Below are 18,009 nucleotides of genomic sequence, written 5' to 3'. Positions count from 1 at the left end.
GACACCGGTGGCACCGCAGCGACCATGCCGGGTGCAGGCTCGATGGAGAAAGCCGATATCTCCAATCAGGTTTTTAATCGGCCTCTTCGCCCTTCGGAGTCAAGAGCCCCAGTTCTTCCAGATCGAGCTGGGTGATCGGATCCTCGTTTTCCGCCAGGTCATCATCGCCCATCGGCACGGGAATATGCAGGTTGGATGGGACGCGGCCGGATAGAAGCCCCGCACCCTTCAACTCCTCGATGCCGGGCAGATCGCGCAGTTCCTCCAGGCCGAAGTGGTCGAGAAAATCGCGCGTCGTTCCGAAGGTAACCGGACGCCCAGGCGTTCGCCGGCGGCCACGGAAGCGGACCCACCCCGCCTCCATCAACACATCGAGCGTGCCCTTGGACGTCTGCACACCACGAATGTCTTCGATCTCCGCACGGGTAACCGGCTGATGGTAGGCGATAATCGCCAGGACTTCGAGCGCGGCACGCGACAGCTTGCGCCCCTCCTGCTCGTCTGTCTGCACGACGAAGGACAGATCGGCGGCCGTCCGAAACGCCCAGTGATCGGCCACCTGCACCAGATTGACGCCGCGGCTGGCGTAAAACGACTTCAGCCGCGCCATGATGCGCGGGACATTGGTGCCGCCCGGCAGGCGGCTGGCGATGTATGTCTCCGACACCGGCTGAGCAGAGGCAAACACCAGCGCTTCGGCAACTCGTTCGGCTTCCTGCTCCATGCGCGGATCAAGCAGTGTGCCCTCGTTCTCACCCTCTTCTTCGTCCAGGCGGGGCAAATATTTCTGCGGCTCAGCCACGGGCTGCCTCCATATCGGCGAGCGTTGCGGCATCGATCGGGTTGGGCCCGCGCCGCAGATAGATCGGTGCGAACGCTTCCTCCTGGCGGATTTCCAGGCGTCCCTCGCGCACCATCTCGAGCGAGGCCGCAAACGAGCTGGCGATCGCGGTCGCTCGCTCTTTCGGCGTCGTCATGTATCGCAGAAGAAAGTGATCGAGTGCGGTCCAGTCATCGAGGTGACCGATCATGCGTGCCAAGATCAATCGTGCATCGGCAAGCGACCAGACATGGCGTTTTTCGATCGTTACCTGCGTAATCGCCGTGCGTTGCCGCAAGCCCGCATAAGCCGTCAGCAGATCATAAAGCGAAGCGTCGTAGTCCGACTTCCGCTCGGTGACGATATGTTCCGGCGCGCCCCGGACGAAGACATCGCGACCAAGACGATTTCGATTGATCAGCCGGGTCGCGGCCTCGCGCATCGCTTCGAGGCGTTTCAGCCGGAACGCCAGCGCCGAGGCCATCTCCTCGCCCGACGGGCCGTCGTCCTTCGCCTGCTGCGGGATCAGCAGCCGCGATTTGAGATAGGCAAGCCAGGCCGCCATGACGAGATAGTCGGCAGCCAGTTCGATGCGGATGCTGCGCGCACGCTCGACGAAGGCGATGTATTGCTCGGCCAGCGCCAGCACCGAGATACGGGCAAGGTCAACGCGCTGGCTGCGGGCAAGATGGAGAAGCAGATCGAGCGGGCCTTCAAAGCCGGCGATGTCGATGACAAGCGCCTCTTCGTGCAGCCCCCGCTCCGCGGTCTCATCCTGCCACAGGGGATCCATCGGCGCTTTCGGCCCGGATCTTCCCTGTTTCTCGCCCGCACTACTCACGACAGCCCGATCCTTTCCCGCCGGCCGTACCCGTCCTCAAACAGTAGCGAACAGACCGTTGAACTCGGCTCGCAGTTCCTGTTCGTTTGCATCGTCGGCCTTCCGGAAGGCGGCCTCTGCGGCCCTTGCCCTGCGCAATGTCTCGCCGGCCAGAACCGGGACGACATCCGCTACAGCCTTCATCTCGTCCATTATGCCATGACAATGCAAGACAAGATCAAGCCCGGCGTCGATGATGTTGCGCGCGCGGGTCGACATGTCGCCGGCAAGCGCGTTCATCGAAACGTCGTCCGACATCAACAACCCGTCGAAACCGATGTGACCGCGGATAATTTCACGCACCACCTTGGCGGACGTCGTTGCCGGATTGTCCGGATCGATCGCCGTAAAGACCATGTGCGCCGACATCGCCATGACCTCGTCCTTCATGGCAATGAAAGGCAGGAAATCGCTCTTGGCGAGTTCCTCGAATGTCTCGCTGACCACAGGCAGGCTGTGATGGGAATCGACGAAGGTGCGACCGTGGCCAGGCATATGCTTCATCACCGGCAGCATGCCGCCGGACTTCAGACCCTCCGCCATCGCCCGGCCGATTGCCGTCACGCTCTGCGGGTCGTGTCCATAGGCGCGATTGCCGATGACATCGTGACTGCCGGGAACCGGAACGTCGAGGACCGGCAGGCAATCGACGGTGATGCCGAAGCGCATCAGATCAAAGGCGTGCAGCCGCCCCATCAGCCAGGCAGCCCGCAGGCCGCCGATCCTATCGCGGCGGTAGATTTCGCCGATCGCGGCACCGTTTGGGTACTGCTGGACAAGCGGCGGCCGGATGCGCTGAACGCGCCCGCCTTCCTGGTCGATCAGCACGGGTGCATCCGGATTGCCGATGCTATCGCGCAGGGCCGCGACCAGATCGGAAATCTGCTGTTCTTCACCGATGTTGCGACCAAAGAGGATAAAGCCCCAGGGACGCTCGCCACCAAAGAAGCTGCGCTCTTCGCCCGAAAGCGAAAGACCCTTGCAGCCGGAGATAAATGCTTTTGATTCGCTCATCTGAAAAGCATAGTCCGCCACTTGCCAGCCGCGAAGCGAGAATAATCATCGGTGTGCGTCATGCACAGACTACTGACGCTGAAACAGGAAGGGCGCGGCATCTCTGCCGCGCCCTTCCTGTAGCACTGGTCCCGCGCTGACTACTTGGTAACGAGGCAGCTGCCACCTGCCCCCTTATAGCGCGAGCAAAGGGCATTGGCCTCTTCGCGCGAGCCGGCCGGGATGCGGACACGGTAGTAGGTGCCCTTGCCCGCGATCTCCGCCTTGCGGATATCCACGCCCCGACCGCCGATAACGCTTCCGAACTTGTTGGAAAGGCTATTGTAGGACTTCTGCGCTTCAGCCTCGGAAGGCAGCGACGCCACCTGGATGAAGTAGGTGCCAGCCGGAACGGATGCGGTGGAAACCTGCTGTGTCTCCACTGCGGCGCTGGCGGCGGCTTGCGTTTCCGCCGGGCGCGCAGCCGTTGCGGCTGCAGCCACGTTGGCCGCCTGTTCGGCCGGGCGGGTCTGCGGCAAGGGTGCCTGGTCGCCGGAGTTGACAGTAGCGTTGCTTGCGGCAGCAAGTGCGACCTGGTCGGCGCCGGCCGGTGCCTGGCCGGCTGCACGAAGTTCGGAGCCGGCGCCCGCGGCAGTTGCCTGGCCCTCGGCGCCCGACGCAGCAACCTGACCGGAAGCCGTTGCCGGAACCGGCTGAGCATTGCCGGCGACTTCCGCCGCAGGTTCGGCAACCGGCTCCTCGCGGGCGACGAGCGTGCCATCTGGCTTAACGATCATCGTGCGTACTTTTCGCGGCGCGACAGCGGGAGCCTTGTCCTCTTCCTGATCGGCCGGCGCAGCCGTACCGTCGTCAGGCAGTAGGCGGGCAGACTCTTCGTCCGCATTCGGCGACGTCACGCCGAGAGCATCCGCTTCATCGCTGCTATCATTCGGCAGGTTTTCCGGCGTCAGCGTCCGCTGGACGACATCCATCGGCTCCTCGGTGGAAGAGACGAGCGCCTCCTGGCGAGGGCCTGTGCCCTGTGCGCCGGCAACGCGGTCATAGACGGCCTTGTCCTGGTTCGGCACGGTCTTCCCGCCCTTTTCCTCGGGCACCACCTTTACCGGCGATTTGTCGGCAAGAATGATCTTGGGGCCTTCGCCGGACGAAGCGGCATCGCTGCCACCCATCCACGCATAAACGCCCGCGCCGCCCAGAATGATGACACCGGCAACGCTTGCGGCCAGCAGCATCGCGCGCTGCGAGCGGCGGCCGGAGCCGTACTCTTTATAAACACCCTCTTCGGCCTGGCCGGACATCGGCTGCACGCGCTCGGATTCGCGCGGCGTGGTCTGGCGTTCGGCCATCGAGCGACGGAAGTCTTCTTCCATCGCCTTCTCGAACTCGTCGAAATCATCCATCGGGGCAGCGCCGAACGATGCAGCCGGCTTGGCGGCGGGCGCAGTGCGCGCAGGTTCACGAACGTCGACGGGGCGAGCCTGTGTCTCCCTGGCGGATGGTGCCGGCGTGCCGAAGAGCTGCGCCATTTCCGCGTCGATATCGAGATCATAGTCGGCGGGATAGGCGACCGGCTTTTCCGTCTCGATGACCGGCAGCTGTGGTACCTCCATGTCGGCGATCGGAGCGACACCGGTATCAGCTTCAGCGATCATCGAGGGATCGAAAGGCAAGGCGCTTTCAACAGGCGCCTCTTCGATTTCGATGGGCGCTGCTGCGATTGGCGGCGCGACGAAGGGCTCTTCACGTTGCAGAGGAGCAGGCTCGACGGCTGCGAAAACAGGCTGCTGAAAGGCAGTCGCCACGTCTTCAGAAGCATCGAATTCCGGAAGCTCCATTTCCAGCGCCACATCCGAGAGCTCCATTTCGAAGTTCTCGATGTCGAAGCTCGGCTCGTTCTCAGGCTCGACAATCGGGCGAGCAGGCTCAACGACGGCCTCAGGGACAACCGGTGCGGCCACTGGAACAGCGGCTGCAGCTGCAGCTGGGATCGAAGAGACGATCGGGCCGGCAAAGGCGCGCTGCTGGCCGACGCCGGAAGCCGAGGCGACTGGGGTGGCGCGGCTGAAAGTCGGCGTGAAGGGATACGGGCTCTTCTTGACGAGAGCAGCTCCGGTTGCGACCGGTTCGGCCCGCGCATGAACGGCGGGATGGGTGTGAACCGCGGCGGCAACCAATCCCGTTGCGGCGGGCACCGGGAACCGCTCGATATCGGCAAGAAGCTCGTCGACAGCATTGTCGGTTGTCGGCTCTGCCGCGACTGGAGCGGCCGGTTCGATCACGACCGGTTCGTACGCATACGCATTGTCCAGCGCATAGGCATTGCCTCCCTCGGCAGCCGGAGCCACTTCGAAGGTTGGCTCGACAGCCAAAGAAGCCTGTTCAGTCGCCGTCTCACGGTTGAAATCGGAAACGTCGAACGAAATGGCCTCGACCGGGGCATGCCATTCCTCAGGTGCCGCTACATGCTGCTCAACCGGCGCAAACTCAGCCGCAGGAGAAAGATCGACGTCGCCAAGCGAGAGCTCGAGCTCATGTTCCAGATCGAAGGCCGGCTCGGCCTCCTCGGACACGAAGTCGTAGGCGACCGGATCGGCGATCGGAGCGGAAGGTGTTTCGGGAAACGCTACAACTTCGGCAGGAGCGTGGTCGATCTGGCCAGAAGGAACGATGGCCTCTGCCCATGGCTCCACGAACTCGGCTGGCTGATACGCCGGCTCGAGCGCCAGCACCTCTTCAACCCGGGCCGATTCGGGCACTGCAAGCTCGGACAGCTCAAATTCAAGCGCCGGCTCAGTCTGCTGAACCTCTTGCGCTACCGAAGCGACATGTTCAACCGGACCATTGTCCGGCTGAACACTCGCCGCGCGCGGCGCGTCATAGGTATCGAACTCTCGAAGAAGCTCTTCCTCGAGGTCGAACGCCGGATCCTGCCGGACGGCCTCCTGGTGGCGTTGCAACTCCTGCAACTGCTGGACAGCCGGCCGGGCATCGTAGCCGACGATCCGGGCGAGTTCGGCCAACGGATCATCGTCTGCCAATACATCGAATTCAGCCGGCCCGCTTCGTGCGAATTGTTTGTCTGCCATGCTCTCCACTCACAATTGCCTGCATTCACTTGCCAGTGCATTGTGGGAAAATGGTGACAATACTTATCGCATTTCTTCCGGTGCGGAGGTGCCTGTAATGGACAGGCCCGACTTCAGTACGGAAGCGACAGCATGCACCAGCCCGAGTCTGGCAGTACTTAATTCTCTATTTTTATCGTTAACAAAACGTAATTCCGGATTCTCTTTACCTTTGTTCCAGTGTCCATGGAAGGCAGCGGCAAGATCGTACAGGTAAAACGCGATGCGATGCGGCTCCTGCGCCAGTGCTGCAGCCTCGACCACACGCGGATATTCTGCGAGCTTGGCCACCAGCTGTAGCTCCGCCGGATCGACGATCGCGCCGTTGATTGCGCCGGCAAGATCGACGGACGACAGGTCGAGATCGGGGAACGCGTCTGCCGCCTGGCGGAAAACCGACCGGCAACGGGCATGGGCATACTGCACGTAGAAGACCGGATTGTCCTTGGACTGTTCTGTCACCTTGGCAAAATCGAAATCCAGCGGCTCGGAGTTCTTCCGGTAGATCATCATGAACCGCACCGGGTCGCGACCGACTTCGTCAACGACGTCGCGTAGCGTCACGAAGTCGCCCGAGCGCTTGGACATCTTGACCGGCTCCCCCTCACGGTAGAGCTTGACCAACTGGCAAAGCAGCACGGTCAGCTTCGAGGCGCCGCCAGACACCGCCCGGGCCAAAGCCTCCAGCCGCTTCACGTAACCGCCGTGGTCGGCGCCAAGCACATAGATCATCTCGCTAAAGCCGCGGTCGAACTTGTCCTTGAAGTAAGCAACGTCGGCGGCGAAGTAGGTATAACTGCCATCGGACTTGATCAAAGGCCGGTCGATATCGTCACCGACCTCGGTCGAGCGGAACAGCGTCTGCTCGCGGTCTTCCCAGTCCTCGGGCAGCTGTCCCTTCGGCGGCGGCAACGTACCCTTGTACACGTGTCCCTTGAAGGTCAGGTCGTTGATTGCTGTGCGGATCGCAGCAGCCCCATTGGCATGCAGGGTCCGCTCCGAAAAGAAGACGTCATGGGTGACGTTCAATGCGGCAAGATCCTCGCGGATCATGACCATCATCGCGTCGATGGTGCGCTCCTTGACGAGCGGCATCCATTTGTCCTCAGGCATCAGCCGCAGGCTGGTGCCGAACTCGTCGGCAAGCGCCTCGCCCACGGGCACGAGATAGTCGCCGGGATAGAGGCCGGACGGGATCTCGCCGATCTCCTCGCCAAGCGCCTGCCGGTAGCGAAGGAAGGCCGAACGCGCCAAGACATCGATCTGCGAACCGGCATCATTGATGTAATATTCCTTGGTCACCTCGTAGCCGGCAAAGGCCAGCAAGTTGGCAAGCGCGTCACCGACGACGGCACCGCGGCAATGGCCGACATGCATCGGGCCTGTCGGATTGGCCGACACGTATTCGACATTGACCTTGCGGCCGGCGCCGGTGGTGCTGCGGCCATAGTCGGCGCCCGAGCGCACCATCCCCGTCAACAGCTTCTGCCAATAAGAAACCGAAAGCCGTACATTGATGAAGCCGGGGCCCGCAACGGAGACATCCGTAACCTCGGGGTCCTGCTTGAGCTTTTCGACGATGAGGTCGGCAAGAGCTCGCGGGTTCATCCCCAGCGGCTTGGCAAGCACCATCGCAGCATTGGTCGCGACATCGCCATGGCTGGGGTCGCGCGGCGGCTCGACATTGATACGGCTGAAATCAAGCTCGGATCGCTTTTCTCGAACGGCATCAAGCGTTTCGAGAATATCCTTAATTCTTGATTCGAAGTCCGTGAAGAGATTCATCTGATCCGTCCGCTATTCCCGGCAAAGTATGGCCGGTGCAAAACTCAAAAGGAGGCCCGGTTCGCGTGAACCAAAAGCCTCCGGGCGGGGCGTCCCTACCGCAAATCGGGCGTATGGTCAAACAAACGCCTGTGAACGCTGATGGCAAAGGTATCCGTCATGCCTGCCAGATAATCGCCGACATGCCGTGCCCGTGCAGGCTCGGCCATCCCGGGGATCTGGTCTATCCAATAGTGTTCGCGCATCAGCAAGGGGTCGGCCATGAAGGCGCTGTAGAGATCGCAAACGATCGACGCTGCACCTTCGCGCACCCGCATGACTTCGGGATGGCGATAGATCCGCGTCATCAACAGTCTCTTGATCTGCCTGTCGGTCTCACCCATCTCGTCCGAAAATGTCGCCATGACCCTACCGGCCTGCCTGACATCCATGGCACTTTCTGGCCTGATATCCGCGAGTCGGGCCTGCGCGACCGCAATCACGTCCTCAACCATGGCCGTGATCTGACGCCGCATGATCTCGTGGGTGAAGCGACCTGCCTCCAAGCCGGGGTAGCGGTCACTGACCTCGCGCATCAGGCGAGCGAGAAACGGCACGTCTTCCAGCATCTCGAAGGTCAAGTAGCCGGATCTCAGGCCGTCATCGATATCATGGGTGTTGTAGGCGATGTCGTCGGCGATGGCCGCCACCTGCGCCTCAAGGCTCGCGAAGCTCGCGAGTTCGAGATCGTGAATGGCGCAATAATCCAGGATCGGTTGCGGCACCGGCCCGTGCGTGCCCTGCCCGCCGGGGGTCAAAAGCGGCCCGTTGTGCTTGACCAACCCCTCCAGGCTTTCCCAGGTGAGGTTCAGGCCGTCGAACTCGGCATAGCGCCGCTCGAGCTTGGTGACGATGCGCAGCGACTGGGCGTTGTGATCGAAGCCGCCATAGGGCTTGAGCATGTCATGCAGTGCATCCTCGCCCGTATGCCCGAACGGGGTGTGGCCGAAATCATGGACGAGCGCCACGCCTTCGGCGAGATCCTCATCAAGCTTCAACGCCCGCGCCAGGGCGCGCGCGATCTGCGCCACTTCGATCGTGTGGGTCAGGCGGGTGCGATAATGGTCGCCATCGGCCGCGATGAAAACCTGCGTCTTGTGTTTCAGCCGGCGAAAAGCCGTCGTATGCACGATGCGGTCACGGTCGCGTTGAAAATCGGACCGCGTCGGGCTTGTCGCCTCCGGGTAGAGCCTGCCGCGCGTCGCCCAGGGATTCGACGCGAATGGCGCATGTTCACCGTAACCGAAGCCGAGCGCATTTTTGTCGAATGTCATTTCACACCTGCGTGGTCGTCCCATTGACGGGACATTCAAGCCTTCATACCTATAGTGAAAGCTACGGGAAAGCGGTCACCAAGCATCGACCGATTCCTCAAGCCAAAGCAACGGTTTGGCGCTCGGCATTAAAAGACATGCCGGCACCTGCCACTGCAAATCGCGCAATTGAATACGAATCTCTCCGGTTCTTGACCCCGGCAGGAGGCAAATATGACACAGGAAACAGTGACCCTTTCCGACGCAGCGGCCAAGCGGATCGCCACCATTCTGCGCTCGGACGGGCATAAGAATGCCATGCGTGTTTCCGTCGAAGGTGGCGGATGCTCGGGCTTCTCCTATAAGTTCGATCTTGTCGACGACGCGAATGACGACGACCTAGTGCTTGAAAAAGACAGCGCCAAAGTCCTGATCGACAGTCTGTCGCTCGTCTATATGGGGGGCTCGGAGATCGACTTCATCGACAACCTGCTCGGCCAGTCTTTTCAGATAAAGAATCCGAATGCTGTCGCAAGCTGCGGATGCGGAACGAGTTTTTCGATCTGAGTAAGCGGCGCGCCTTCGTGCGCGTCGCAGTCACAGATACGGCGATCCCAGCCAGAGCAGCCGGTTGGCAAGCCGCGCCGTCAAGGGCTGAGCCTTCAGGTCCTTCAGCGTCACTTCCTCCGCCGAATCCAAGATGGACGCGATGCGGCTGCTGACTGCGCGAGCAAAAACGTCGTCGAGCACCTCAAGATCGAACTCGAAATTGAGGCGCAGCGATCGAGGGTCGAGGTTGGTCGATCCGACATAGGCCCAGCGCTCGTCCACGGCGAGCAGCTTCGAGTGATTGAAGGCGCCCCTTGCGCGCCACACCCGACAATGCCCCTTCAGCACCTGATCGAATTGCGCCGTCATGGCGCGGTCGACGAGCAGGAGATTGTTGACCGCGGGCACGACGATATCCACCTCCACGCCACGCCGGGCGGCCGTCACAAGCGCGCTGATCAGTTCCCGGTCCGGCAAGAAATAGGGCGACATCAGCCGGATGTTCTTCCGCGCCACGGAGAAGGCGCCCATCAGCATCTTGTGATTGGTTTCGTTCGTGCTGTCGGGGCCTGATGGGACGGCGCGCATCAGCATGCCTGGCGTCTTTGCCGGCGGCGGCACGGCCTCGGTCTTCCAGGTATCGCTTGCCAGCGGCTCGCCAGTCGAAAACTGCCAGTCTTCAGCTGAAACCTGGAAGATGTCGGCGACGACCGGCCCGGTGATGCGGAAATGGGTGTCATAGGCCGCCTCTGGACCGGCGATTTCGGTCGTGAAGCCTGCGCGGATGTTCATACCTCCGGCAAACGCGACTTTGCCATCGACAACCAGGATCTTCCTGTGCGTGCGCAGATTGGCATAGGGCAATCTGAGCCCCATGATGATGTTGCCGTTAAAGACGGCGGTCGGCACGCTGGCAGCCTTGAGATAACCGACGATGCTCGGCACCGAGTAACGGGCGCCCACCGCATCGATCAGCACTCGCACATCGACCCCTCGCCCACGTGCCGCAATCAGCGCGTCCGCGAAGCGCAAGCCCAGTGCGTCTCGGTCGAAGATGTAGCTTTCCAGCAGAATACTGCGGCGCGCATTGGCAATCTCGTGCAACATGGCGGCATAGGCCGCGTCCCCGCCTTCCAGCATGGTTACACCGTTGCCTGTGGACATTGCGTGTCGCGACACCCGGTCGCCGAGGATTTTCATCGCCGCGAACCGTTGGCCGAATCGCGTTCCGATTTCCGCATCGGATACATCGAAGCGCCCGAACTGATCCGGCCCACGACCACGCAACAGCGAACGCTGCATGCCGATGGACGAGCGGCGGATGCGGTTGATACCGGCAACACCATAGACGAGCGCCCCAACGATCGGCGACAGCAGCACGACGCCGACCCAGCCGGCAGCTGCCCTGACATCGTCTTTGGTCATGGCAGCATGGATGGCCGCCGGCACGCCCAGAACGAAAGACAGGAAGACGAGAAAATGCGGCCAGTAATTCTGGATGAGGTCGATCATGAGCGGGACTATAGCCTGCGCCCGATCGGAATCAATTCGGCGCCGGCGCGCGCTGGGCGCAAGTGACCGAAATTCGCTGCGCGCTAAGGATGTATGGTGGCATTCTTGACGAAATGACCGCAGGTATCGGATTTGTCAAAAGAATCCGGAGCCGTTACAAGAAGCGGTCCGAGCGGATTCACTGAGATGGAAGGGCGTTTCGAGCCATGAAGATTGCCACCTGGAACATCAATGGCGTCAAGGCGCGGATCGACAGCCTGCTGGCATGGTTGAAGGAATCGAATCCGGACATCGTCTGCCTGCAGGAAATCAAATCGGTCGACGAAAACTTCCCGCGCCTGGAGATCGAAGCGCTCGGCTATCACGTCGAAACGCACGGCCAGAAAGGCTTCAATGGCGTTGCGCTGCTGTCCAAGCTGAAACCGGACGAAGTCAATCGCGGCCTCCCGGGCGACGATGCGGACGAGCAGGCCCGCTTTATCGAAGGCGTATTTTCCGTCTCCGGCGGCGTCATCCGCGTCTGCTCGCTCTATCTGCCCAACGGCAACCCTGTCGACAGCGAGAAGTACCCGTACAAACTGCGCTGGATGCAGCGCCTGGCGGCCTATGCCGAGCAGCGCCTGCAGCTTGAAGAACCGTTCATTCTTGCCGGCGACTACAATGTCATCCCAGAGGAGCACGACTGCTGGGACGTCAAGGTCTGGCGGAACGATGCACTGTTCCTGCCCGAGACCCGCCAGGCTTTCCGCCAGTTGCGCAACCTCGGCCTCACCGACGCCGTCCGCTCGACGACGGATGAAGTTCCGCTCTACTCGTTCTGGGACTATCAGGCCGGATGCTGGCCGAAGAATTTCGGGATACGCATCGATCACCTGATGCTGTCACCGGAAGCGGCGGACAGGTTGGTTTCGACGTCGATCGAAAAACATGTGCGGGCCTGGGAGAAACCTTCCGACCATGTCCCGGTCGCGGGCTATTTTGCGTTCGAACGTCCACTTTGACGCCAAGGTTTGCGCGAGGGCGGCGCTTCGAGCGTTTCCAGGAAAAGCGCCTAGTGGCTTCCGTCAGGAAAGGCGAAACAGCAAGAAGATAGAGCGTTTCCGCGACAGCTTTTAAGCTTGAACCGCGTGGTCGTCTTGCGCTGGAAACGCTTAGTCGTCGTCGCCCTGCGTGTGCATGTTCTGCGACAAGGTGATTGCCTGGCGGCGATCACCTTCGGTTGCCAGAGAAAAGGCCTGCTCCTGCATCGACTGCAGCCACGGCCGGTCCTTCGGCGAACATTGGTCGAGCGCCGCGGTCATATAGGCAAGACCGCGGATGGTCTGACCTTCCTGGAAGATGACGTTGCCGAAAACGCCCATGGCGCCGGCATGACCACTCTTGCGTGCGCGGTTCAGCCACTTCTTGGCCTGCTGGACGTTGACGTTGCCGCCCTCACCCGAAAGCAGCATGCGCGCCAACTGGAACTGCGCCTCCGAGACCCCGAAGGTCGATGCCGCCTGGAAATAGAGCTGGCGGGCCTGAGACATGTCGGATTTGATCGGGCTGTCGGGGATGCCGCGGCGATAGTAGCCGGCAAGCGAGATCAGTGCGTTGACGAAGTACCCCGTATCCTCGGAACCGGGCTCCACACCCTGCTGGGCAATCTCGCTGTAGATCTTGAAGGCTTCGAGGTCGTTTTCAGCGACGCCGTCGCCATAGGCATACATATTGGCAAGGGCCCAGCGGGAGCCGGTATGCCCCTTCTCGGCTGCATAGCGGTAGGCCTCGACCGCTTCGTCCTTGCGGCCGCTCTTGTAGGCGGAGAAGCCGAACTTGAACAAGGCAAACGGGCCGGATTCCTTGCTGACCCCGGTGCCCGGATCAAAGGCACGCGCCGGACCAGCCGTAGCACCGCTGACCACAAGCGACACGCCGAGCATCGCAACCTTCAGAGACTTCAGTTCACCCGCAAGCATCACAGTCTAATTCTTCCGTTCCAGCCGGCCACGCCGAACTCATCACCGCTGCAAACACAAACGCCTGAACAGCCCTTCGCCATTCAATTGTTCACCGAAACCGCCGACAACATCGACGCACCCAGTCCAGGATGAAACTCCATTGTGTGTAGCCTTAACCGACCATTTCCGCAGAAGTGCGGCAGTTCGTCGAAGACGACACATGACTTCATTTCGTTACAAACATTGCAGGCTCGATCTTCAAGTTGCACGTTTGTCCCCAACATCGCTGCTCCCTGTTTGTGGCGGGAAATGGACATACTCACCGTGAGTCCGACCCTAGCAAACTGTAGCATTAAATGTGTTGCTGAATCGTCACATTGACGCGGCGCGGAACAGTCACCAACAGATGTCGCGCAAGGCAAAAAGAAAGGCCCGGCGATGAACCGGGCCCTGAGTATTCCGATCGATGGAAGATCAGAATTTTACTTTGAGTGCTGTCGAAATCCCTCCGACAAAATCATTGCCGAAGTCATACGATACGTCGTCACCGATGACGTCTCCCTGGTAGGTCACGGCGCCGGAACTGCCGCTCGTCAGAATACCGACTGAGCCGGCCAGTCGAAACTCGACATTCTTCGTCGGAGTGTACGAGACACCAGTGCCCAAGAGCCAGGTATCAGTCTGGGTGCCATAACCATGGCTCGTGCCACGATCCCAGGTCAGGCTGACGGCCCCACTCCATTGGTCGTTGAACTTGTGTCCGACGCCGCCCGAAATGGTCCAGCCGTCGCGATAAAGCAGGTCAAGGCTTGTGCAGGGGGTCGTACGCGATACAGTGGCCGGGCAGAACTTCAGAACCTGCAACTGGCTCCAATCGGTCCACTTGATTGAGCCGAACGCAGCCCAATCCGGTGCAAACCCGCTCTGCAGCTTGAGCTCAAGCGAGTCCGGCATCGAAGCCGAGCCGGTTACGTCGTATTTTGTGCCGGTAATCAGACCGACGCCAGGGACGACAAAGCCCAACTGACGCAGATCGATGAACCCGGAAAGATTATCCAAGTCTACCGAACTGTTGTAGACGAGGCTCGCGCGCAGGGCATATTCAGGGATTTCATAGCCGACACCTGTCCGCCAGCCCCAGCCATCGCCTTCGAGCTCCAGCCTGCCGACACCCGAAAAGAGGCCTGCCAGTGCGGTCCCCGTATAGTCCTGTACCAACCGCTCTTTGAAGCCGTTTACTTCCTGGTAGAAGACGCCGCCAATAATGCGGAATTGACCAGGGCCCATATCCCACTTGTAGGAACAAGTCGCCGCGTAGTTGTCGCTTTCAACTTTCGTTTCGATATTGTTGTTGGCGCCGGCCCAATTTTTGCCAGGGTTGGTGTGCGCACCCCAAGGCTGGGAGTAGTCCACCATGCAGTCGATACCGTCAGTCAAGCCCGCCTTGAAGCCGACACGAGGCACCCAATAGCTCTCGGTGTCATCAACGGTATTCGGACGGTAATTCAGGTTTCCCCCACCGAACGTCCCGCCGATGAGGTCCGTGTTGCCAGTATCAGTATCTACGACATTCTTCAGTTTACGCTGCGGGACAACATATGTCGCCGCCGCCTCGGCTGCGTAATCGGACGGGTCGAACAGCAGGTCGATATTGTAACCGCCGCGTTCAAGACCGCCAGCGTGCGCCGCCGATGCAACCAGAATTCCGGCTGCCAACGCCAGGACGCCCCGCTTCAAATTCTCATGAGCCATCAAGCTCCTCCCCCTGCATTTCACTCTGCGACAATCCACCTCACGTCGCCTGTGGTAAAAGTATTCTCACGATCGCGTGAAATCGCAAATGCCGCATTCCAGGGAGGAGCCGACCATAGCTGCCGCAAAATTTACGTAAGATTCTCATCATTTGAACACAATCCCCGCAAAACGAACGGATTTTTCGCTCAATCGCGATTATGTCTCTAATGTTAGTAATATTTTCCAACGTAATCCGAAAGTGTTACTCAACGACAACAACATTGGTTTTTGCACCAAAAAGAGCATGTCCGGCTTTGAAAGCCAGTCACGAACGCCCACGGCGGCGCGACAGAAAGCCGCCGCCCCGACATGCCGAATCGTCTTGGCAGACGCTCCTGATGCTCCGTCAGAAAATGACAAATCCGCGGTGTTTCCACCGCGGATCGTGTAAAATCAAGATCTTGCGATCCGCTTAGCCAGCTTCTGCCACCCGCGCCAAGGCGACGCCGAGCGATTCCTTCTGCAGATCCAACTCGACGAGACGCTCACGCTCCGCTTCAACCAGTTCGGGCTTTGCGTTGGCAACGAACTTCTCGTTCGCGAGCTTGCCGAGAATACGGTCTCGCTCGACATCGACCTTGGAGATCGCCTTTTCAAGACGTGCCTTCTCAGCCGAGAGATCGATCAGGTTGCCGAGCGGCAGGCAGGCCGTCGCTTCGCCGATCACGATCTGGGCGCTGCCGCGCGGGGCAACGGACGCATGATCGATATGCTCCACACGCGCCAGCCGGCCAATGGCCGAAGCATGACGTTCCAGCCGTTCGCGCGTCAGCGCATTGGCGGCGACGACGATCAGCGGCGCGGTTGCCGCCGGCGGAACGTTCATTTCCGAGCGGACCGAACGGATGCCCGACACCAGATCGATCAACCAGTTGATCTCGTCGGCGGCCGCATCGTCGGCATAGGACGCAGACGGCCATTCCGCGTGGCAGAGCAGTCCGGCGCGCTCACGTCCCTCGCCCGCCGTCTGATCCCAGAGTTCTTCGGTCATGAAAGGCATGAACGGGTGCAGCAGCTTGTAGATCTCGTCGAGAACATAGGCGACGCAGGCCTGGGATTCGCGCTTTGCCGCTTCATCTTCGCCGCTGAAGACGGGCTTCAGCAGTTCGAGATACCAGTCGCAGAACTGATTCCAGACAAAGCGGTAAAGGCTGCCGGCCGCTTCGTTGAAACGGAACCCCTCAAGCGCTTCGGTGACGTCCCGGATCGTGCGCGCAAGCTCGGTCAGGATCCAACGATTGATCGTCAGCGACGACGCCTCGGGAATGAAGCCGTCGCTGTTGGTGACGCCGTTCATCTGGGCGAAGCGCGTGGCGTTCCAGAGCTTCGTTCCAAAATTGCGGTAGCCGGCGATGCGGGCGGTATCGAGCTTAACGTCGCGTCCCTGGGCGGCCATGATCGCCAGTGTGAAACGCAGCGCGTCGGCGCCGTATTCGTCCATCAGCTCCAAGGGATCGATGACGTTGCCCTTGGACTTCGACATCTTCTGGCCGTTCTTGTCGCGAACGAGCGCGTGGACGTAGACCGTATGGAACGGCTCGACCGGCGTGCCGTCGGCATCCTTCATGAAATGAAGTCCCATCATCATCATCCGCGCGACCCAGAAGAAGATGATGTCGAAACCGGTCACGAGAACGTCGGTCTGGTAGTATTTTTCGAGTTCCGGTGTCTCGTTCGGCCAGCCGAGCGTGGAGAACGGCCAGAGGGCCGAGGAGAACCAGGTGTCGAGCACGTCCTCGTCGCGGGTCAGGATTTCGCCCGGCTTGAAGTTCTCGAGCAGGTCTTCGACATAGGCCTTCATCGGGCCTTCGTGGGCGAGATAATGCTGGATGGCGGCGTGCAGCGCCTCTTCCTCGGTCTTCTCGACGAAGACCTGACCATCCGGACCATACCAGGCCGGGATCTGGTGTCCCCACCAGAGCTGGCGAGAGACGCACCACGGCTGGATGTTTTCCATCCATTCGTAATAGGTCTTTTCCCAGTTCTTCGGGACGAAATTGGTGCGGCCTTCCTTGACCGATGCGATCGCGGGCTTCGCCAGCGTCTTGGCATCGACGTACCATTGTTCGGTCAGGCGCGGCTCGATCGGCACACCGCCACGGTCACCATGCGGGACCATGTGCTTGTGCGGCTCGATCTTGTCGAGCAAGCCAGCTTCCTCGAAAATCCGAACGATGATCTTGCGCGCCTCGAAGCGGTCCTTGCCCTCAAGTTCGTCCCACGCGCCGTGCAAGGCGGCGGGATCGCTGAGGCCTTCGAGGAACTCCTCGTTGTCCTTGATGGTGATCCGGCCTTCGATGGTCAGGATGTTGATGGCAGCAAGGCTCGCACGCTTGCCGACGTCGAAGTCGTTGAAGTCGTGCGCCGGCGTGATCTTGACGGCACCGGTTCCGGCAGTCGGATCGGCATAATCGTCACCGACCACAGGGATGCGACGGCCGACGATCGGCAGGATGACGTGCTTGCCGATCAGCGGCTTGTAACGTTCATCTTCCGGATTGACGGCAATACCGCTGTCGCCAAGCATCGTCTCCGGCCGCGTGGTGGCCACAACCAGATAGTTGCGGGTTTCCCATTCCGTCGCCTTGCCGTCGTCGTCAAATGCGACCGGATGCTGATAGGTGACGCCCGGCTCCAGCGGGTAGCGCAGGTACCAGAGGTTTCCGTTGATCTCGTGCTGCTCGACCTCCAGATCGGAAATCGCCGTCAGCAGCTTCGGATCCCAGTTGACCAGACGCTTGTCCTTGTAGATCAAGCCTTCCTTGTAGAGCGAAACGAAGACTTCGAGCACGGCCTCCGACAGGCCGTCGTCCATGGTGAAGCGCTCACGCGACCAGTCGCAGGATGCGCCAAGACGCTTCAGCTGATTGAAGATCAATCCGCCGGATTCGGCCTTCCACTCCCAGACCTTCTCGATGAAGGCTTCGCGACCCATCTGGCGGCGATGCTGTTGCTGCTCCATCAGCTTGCGCTCGACGACCATCTGCGTGGCGATGCCGGCATGATCCATGCCCGGCTGCCACAGCACGTCCTTGCCGCGCATGCGTTCGAACCGCACCAGAACGTCCTGCAGCGTGTTGTTCAGCGCATGGCCCATGTGCAGCGAGCCCGTCACGTTCGGTGGCGGGATCACGATACAGAAGCTGTCGGCGCCGGGCTTTGCTCCCGCACCTGCACGAAACGCGTTTTCTTCGTCCCACTTCTTGGCGATACGCGGGTCGACGGATGCGGAATCGTAGGTCTTATCAAGCATTTTGAAGCCAATTTTGGAGATTGATGTCTACGTCTTGTAAACCGG

General features: G+C 60.6%; 12 protein-coding genes. 2 read left to right on the top strand and 10 right to left on the bottom strand.

The window, feature by feature from the left end; all coding sequences use genetic code 11:
• Positions 1-73 precede the first annotated feature (73 nt).
• The 6 genes from scpB to HT585_RS20430 all read right to left on the bottom strand — a co-directional run bounded on the left by scpB (position 74) and on the right by HT585_RS20430 (position 8,937).
• Complete coding sequence (gene scpB / locus HT585_RS20455) at positions 74-802, bottom strand: SMC-Scp complex subunit ScpB (protein ID WP_176354688.1); 729 nt, start codon at positions 800-802, stop codon at positions 74-76.
• On the bottom strand, positions 795-1,613 hold the full coding sequence (locus HT585_RS20450) for a segregation and condensation protein A (protein ID WP_077498269.1): 819 nt from the start codon (positions 1,611-1,613) through the stop codon (positions 795-797). The genes scpB and HT585_RS20450 overlap by 8 nt, the downstream gene beginning before the upstream one ends.
• Before the next feature lie 84 nt (positions 1,614-1,697).
• Positions 1,698-2,714, bottom strand: coding sequence for a beta-N-acetylhexosaminidase (gene nagZ / locus HT585_RS20445; RefSeq protein ID WP_176354687.1), 1,017 nt, complete (start codon positions 2,712-2,714; stop codon positions 1,698-1,700).
• A 140-nt stretch (positions 2,715-2,854) separates the two neighbouring features.
• Positions 2,855-5,800, bottom strand: a complete 2,946-nt coding sequence (locus HT585_RS20440; RefSeq protein WP_176354686.1) for an SPOR domain-containing protein — start codon at positions 5,798-5,800, stop codon at positions 2,855-2,857.
• Between the two features lie 63 nt (positions 5,801-5,863).
• Complete coding sequence (argS, locus tag HT585_RS20435) at positions 5,864-7,624, bottom strand: arginine--tRNA ligase (protein ID WP_176354685.1); 1,761 nt, start codon at positions 7,622-7,624, stop codon at positions 5,864-5,866.
• 95 nt (positions 7,625-7,719) lie between these two features.
• The gene (locus HT585_RS20430; RefSeq protein WP_176354684.1) at positions 7,720-8,937 is read right to left on the bottom strand and encodes a deoxyguanosinetriphosphate triphosphohydrolase; all 1,218 of its coding nucleotides are present in this window, start codon (positions 8,935-8,937) and stop codon (positions 7,720-7,722) included.
• A 213-nt stretch (positions 8,938-9,150) separates the two neighbouring features.
• Here HT585_RS20430 and erpA point away from each other — a divergent pair, with 213 nt between their 5' ends.
• Positions 9,151-9,483 (top strand): iron-sulfur cluster insertion protein ErpA, encoded by a 333-nt coding sequence (erpA, locus tag HT585_RS20425; RefSeq protein ID WP_176354683.1) that lies wholly within the window; start codon positions 9,151-9,153, stop codon positions 9,481-9,483.
• A 30-nt stretch (positions 9,484-9,513) separates the two neighbouring features.
• On the opposite strand, the gene HT585_RS20420 is transcribed toward erpA, so the two are convergent.
• Positions 9,514-10,977: a phospholipase D-like domain-containing protein gene (locus HT585_RS20420; RefSeq protein WP_176354682.1), complete on the bottom strand. Its 1,464-nt coding sequence runs from the start codon at positions 10,975-10,977 to the stop codon at positions 9,514-9,516.
• 206 nt (positions 10,978-11,183) lie between these two features.
• Between HT585_RS20420 and xth the strand changes: the two genes are divergently transcribed.
• A complete protein-coding gene (gene xth / locus HT585_RS20415; RefSeq protein WP_176354681.1) occupies positions 11,184-11,978 on the top strand; it encodes an exodeoxyribonuclease III in 795 nt (264 codons plus the stop codon).
• A 150-nt stretch (positions 11,979-12,128) separates the two neighbouring features.
• Here xth and exoR read toward each other — a convergent pair whose 3' ends face one another.
• The 3 genes from exoR to HT585_RS20400 form a co-directional block, all read right to left on the bottom strand.
• Positions 12,129-12,935 (bottom strand): exopolysaccharide production regulator ExoR, encoded by an 807-nt coding sequence (exoR, locus tag HT585_RS20410; RefSeq protein ID WP_176354680.1) that lies wholly within the window; start codon positions 12,933-12,935, stop codon positions 12,129-12,131.
• A 456-nt stretch (positions 12,936-13,391) separates the two neighbouring features.
• Complete coding sequence (locus HT585_RS20405) at positions 13,392-14,669, bottom strand: outer membrane protein transport protein (RefSeq protein ID WP_176354679.1); 1,278 nt, start codon at positions 14,667-14,669, stop codon at positions 13,392-13,394.
• Between the two features lie 454 nt (positions 14,670-15,123).
• A complete protein-coding gene (locus HT585_RS20400) occupies positions 15,124-17,964 on the bottom strand; it encodes a valine--tRNA ligase (RefSeq protein WP_176354678.1) in 2,841 nt (946 codons plus the stop codon).
• Between the last annotated feature and the right edge of the window lie 45 nt (positions 17,965-18,009).

It is taken from the genome of Ensifer oleiphilus (assembly GCF_013371465.1).
Lineage (GTDB): Bacteria > Pseudomonadota > Alphaproteobacteria > Rhizobiales > Rhizobiaceae > Ensifer > Ensifer oleiphilus.
The sequence above is the reverse complement of the archived record's forward strand: the minus strand, read 5'-3'. Positions and strand labels throughout refer to the sequence as shown.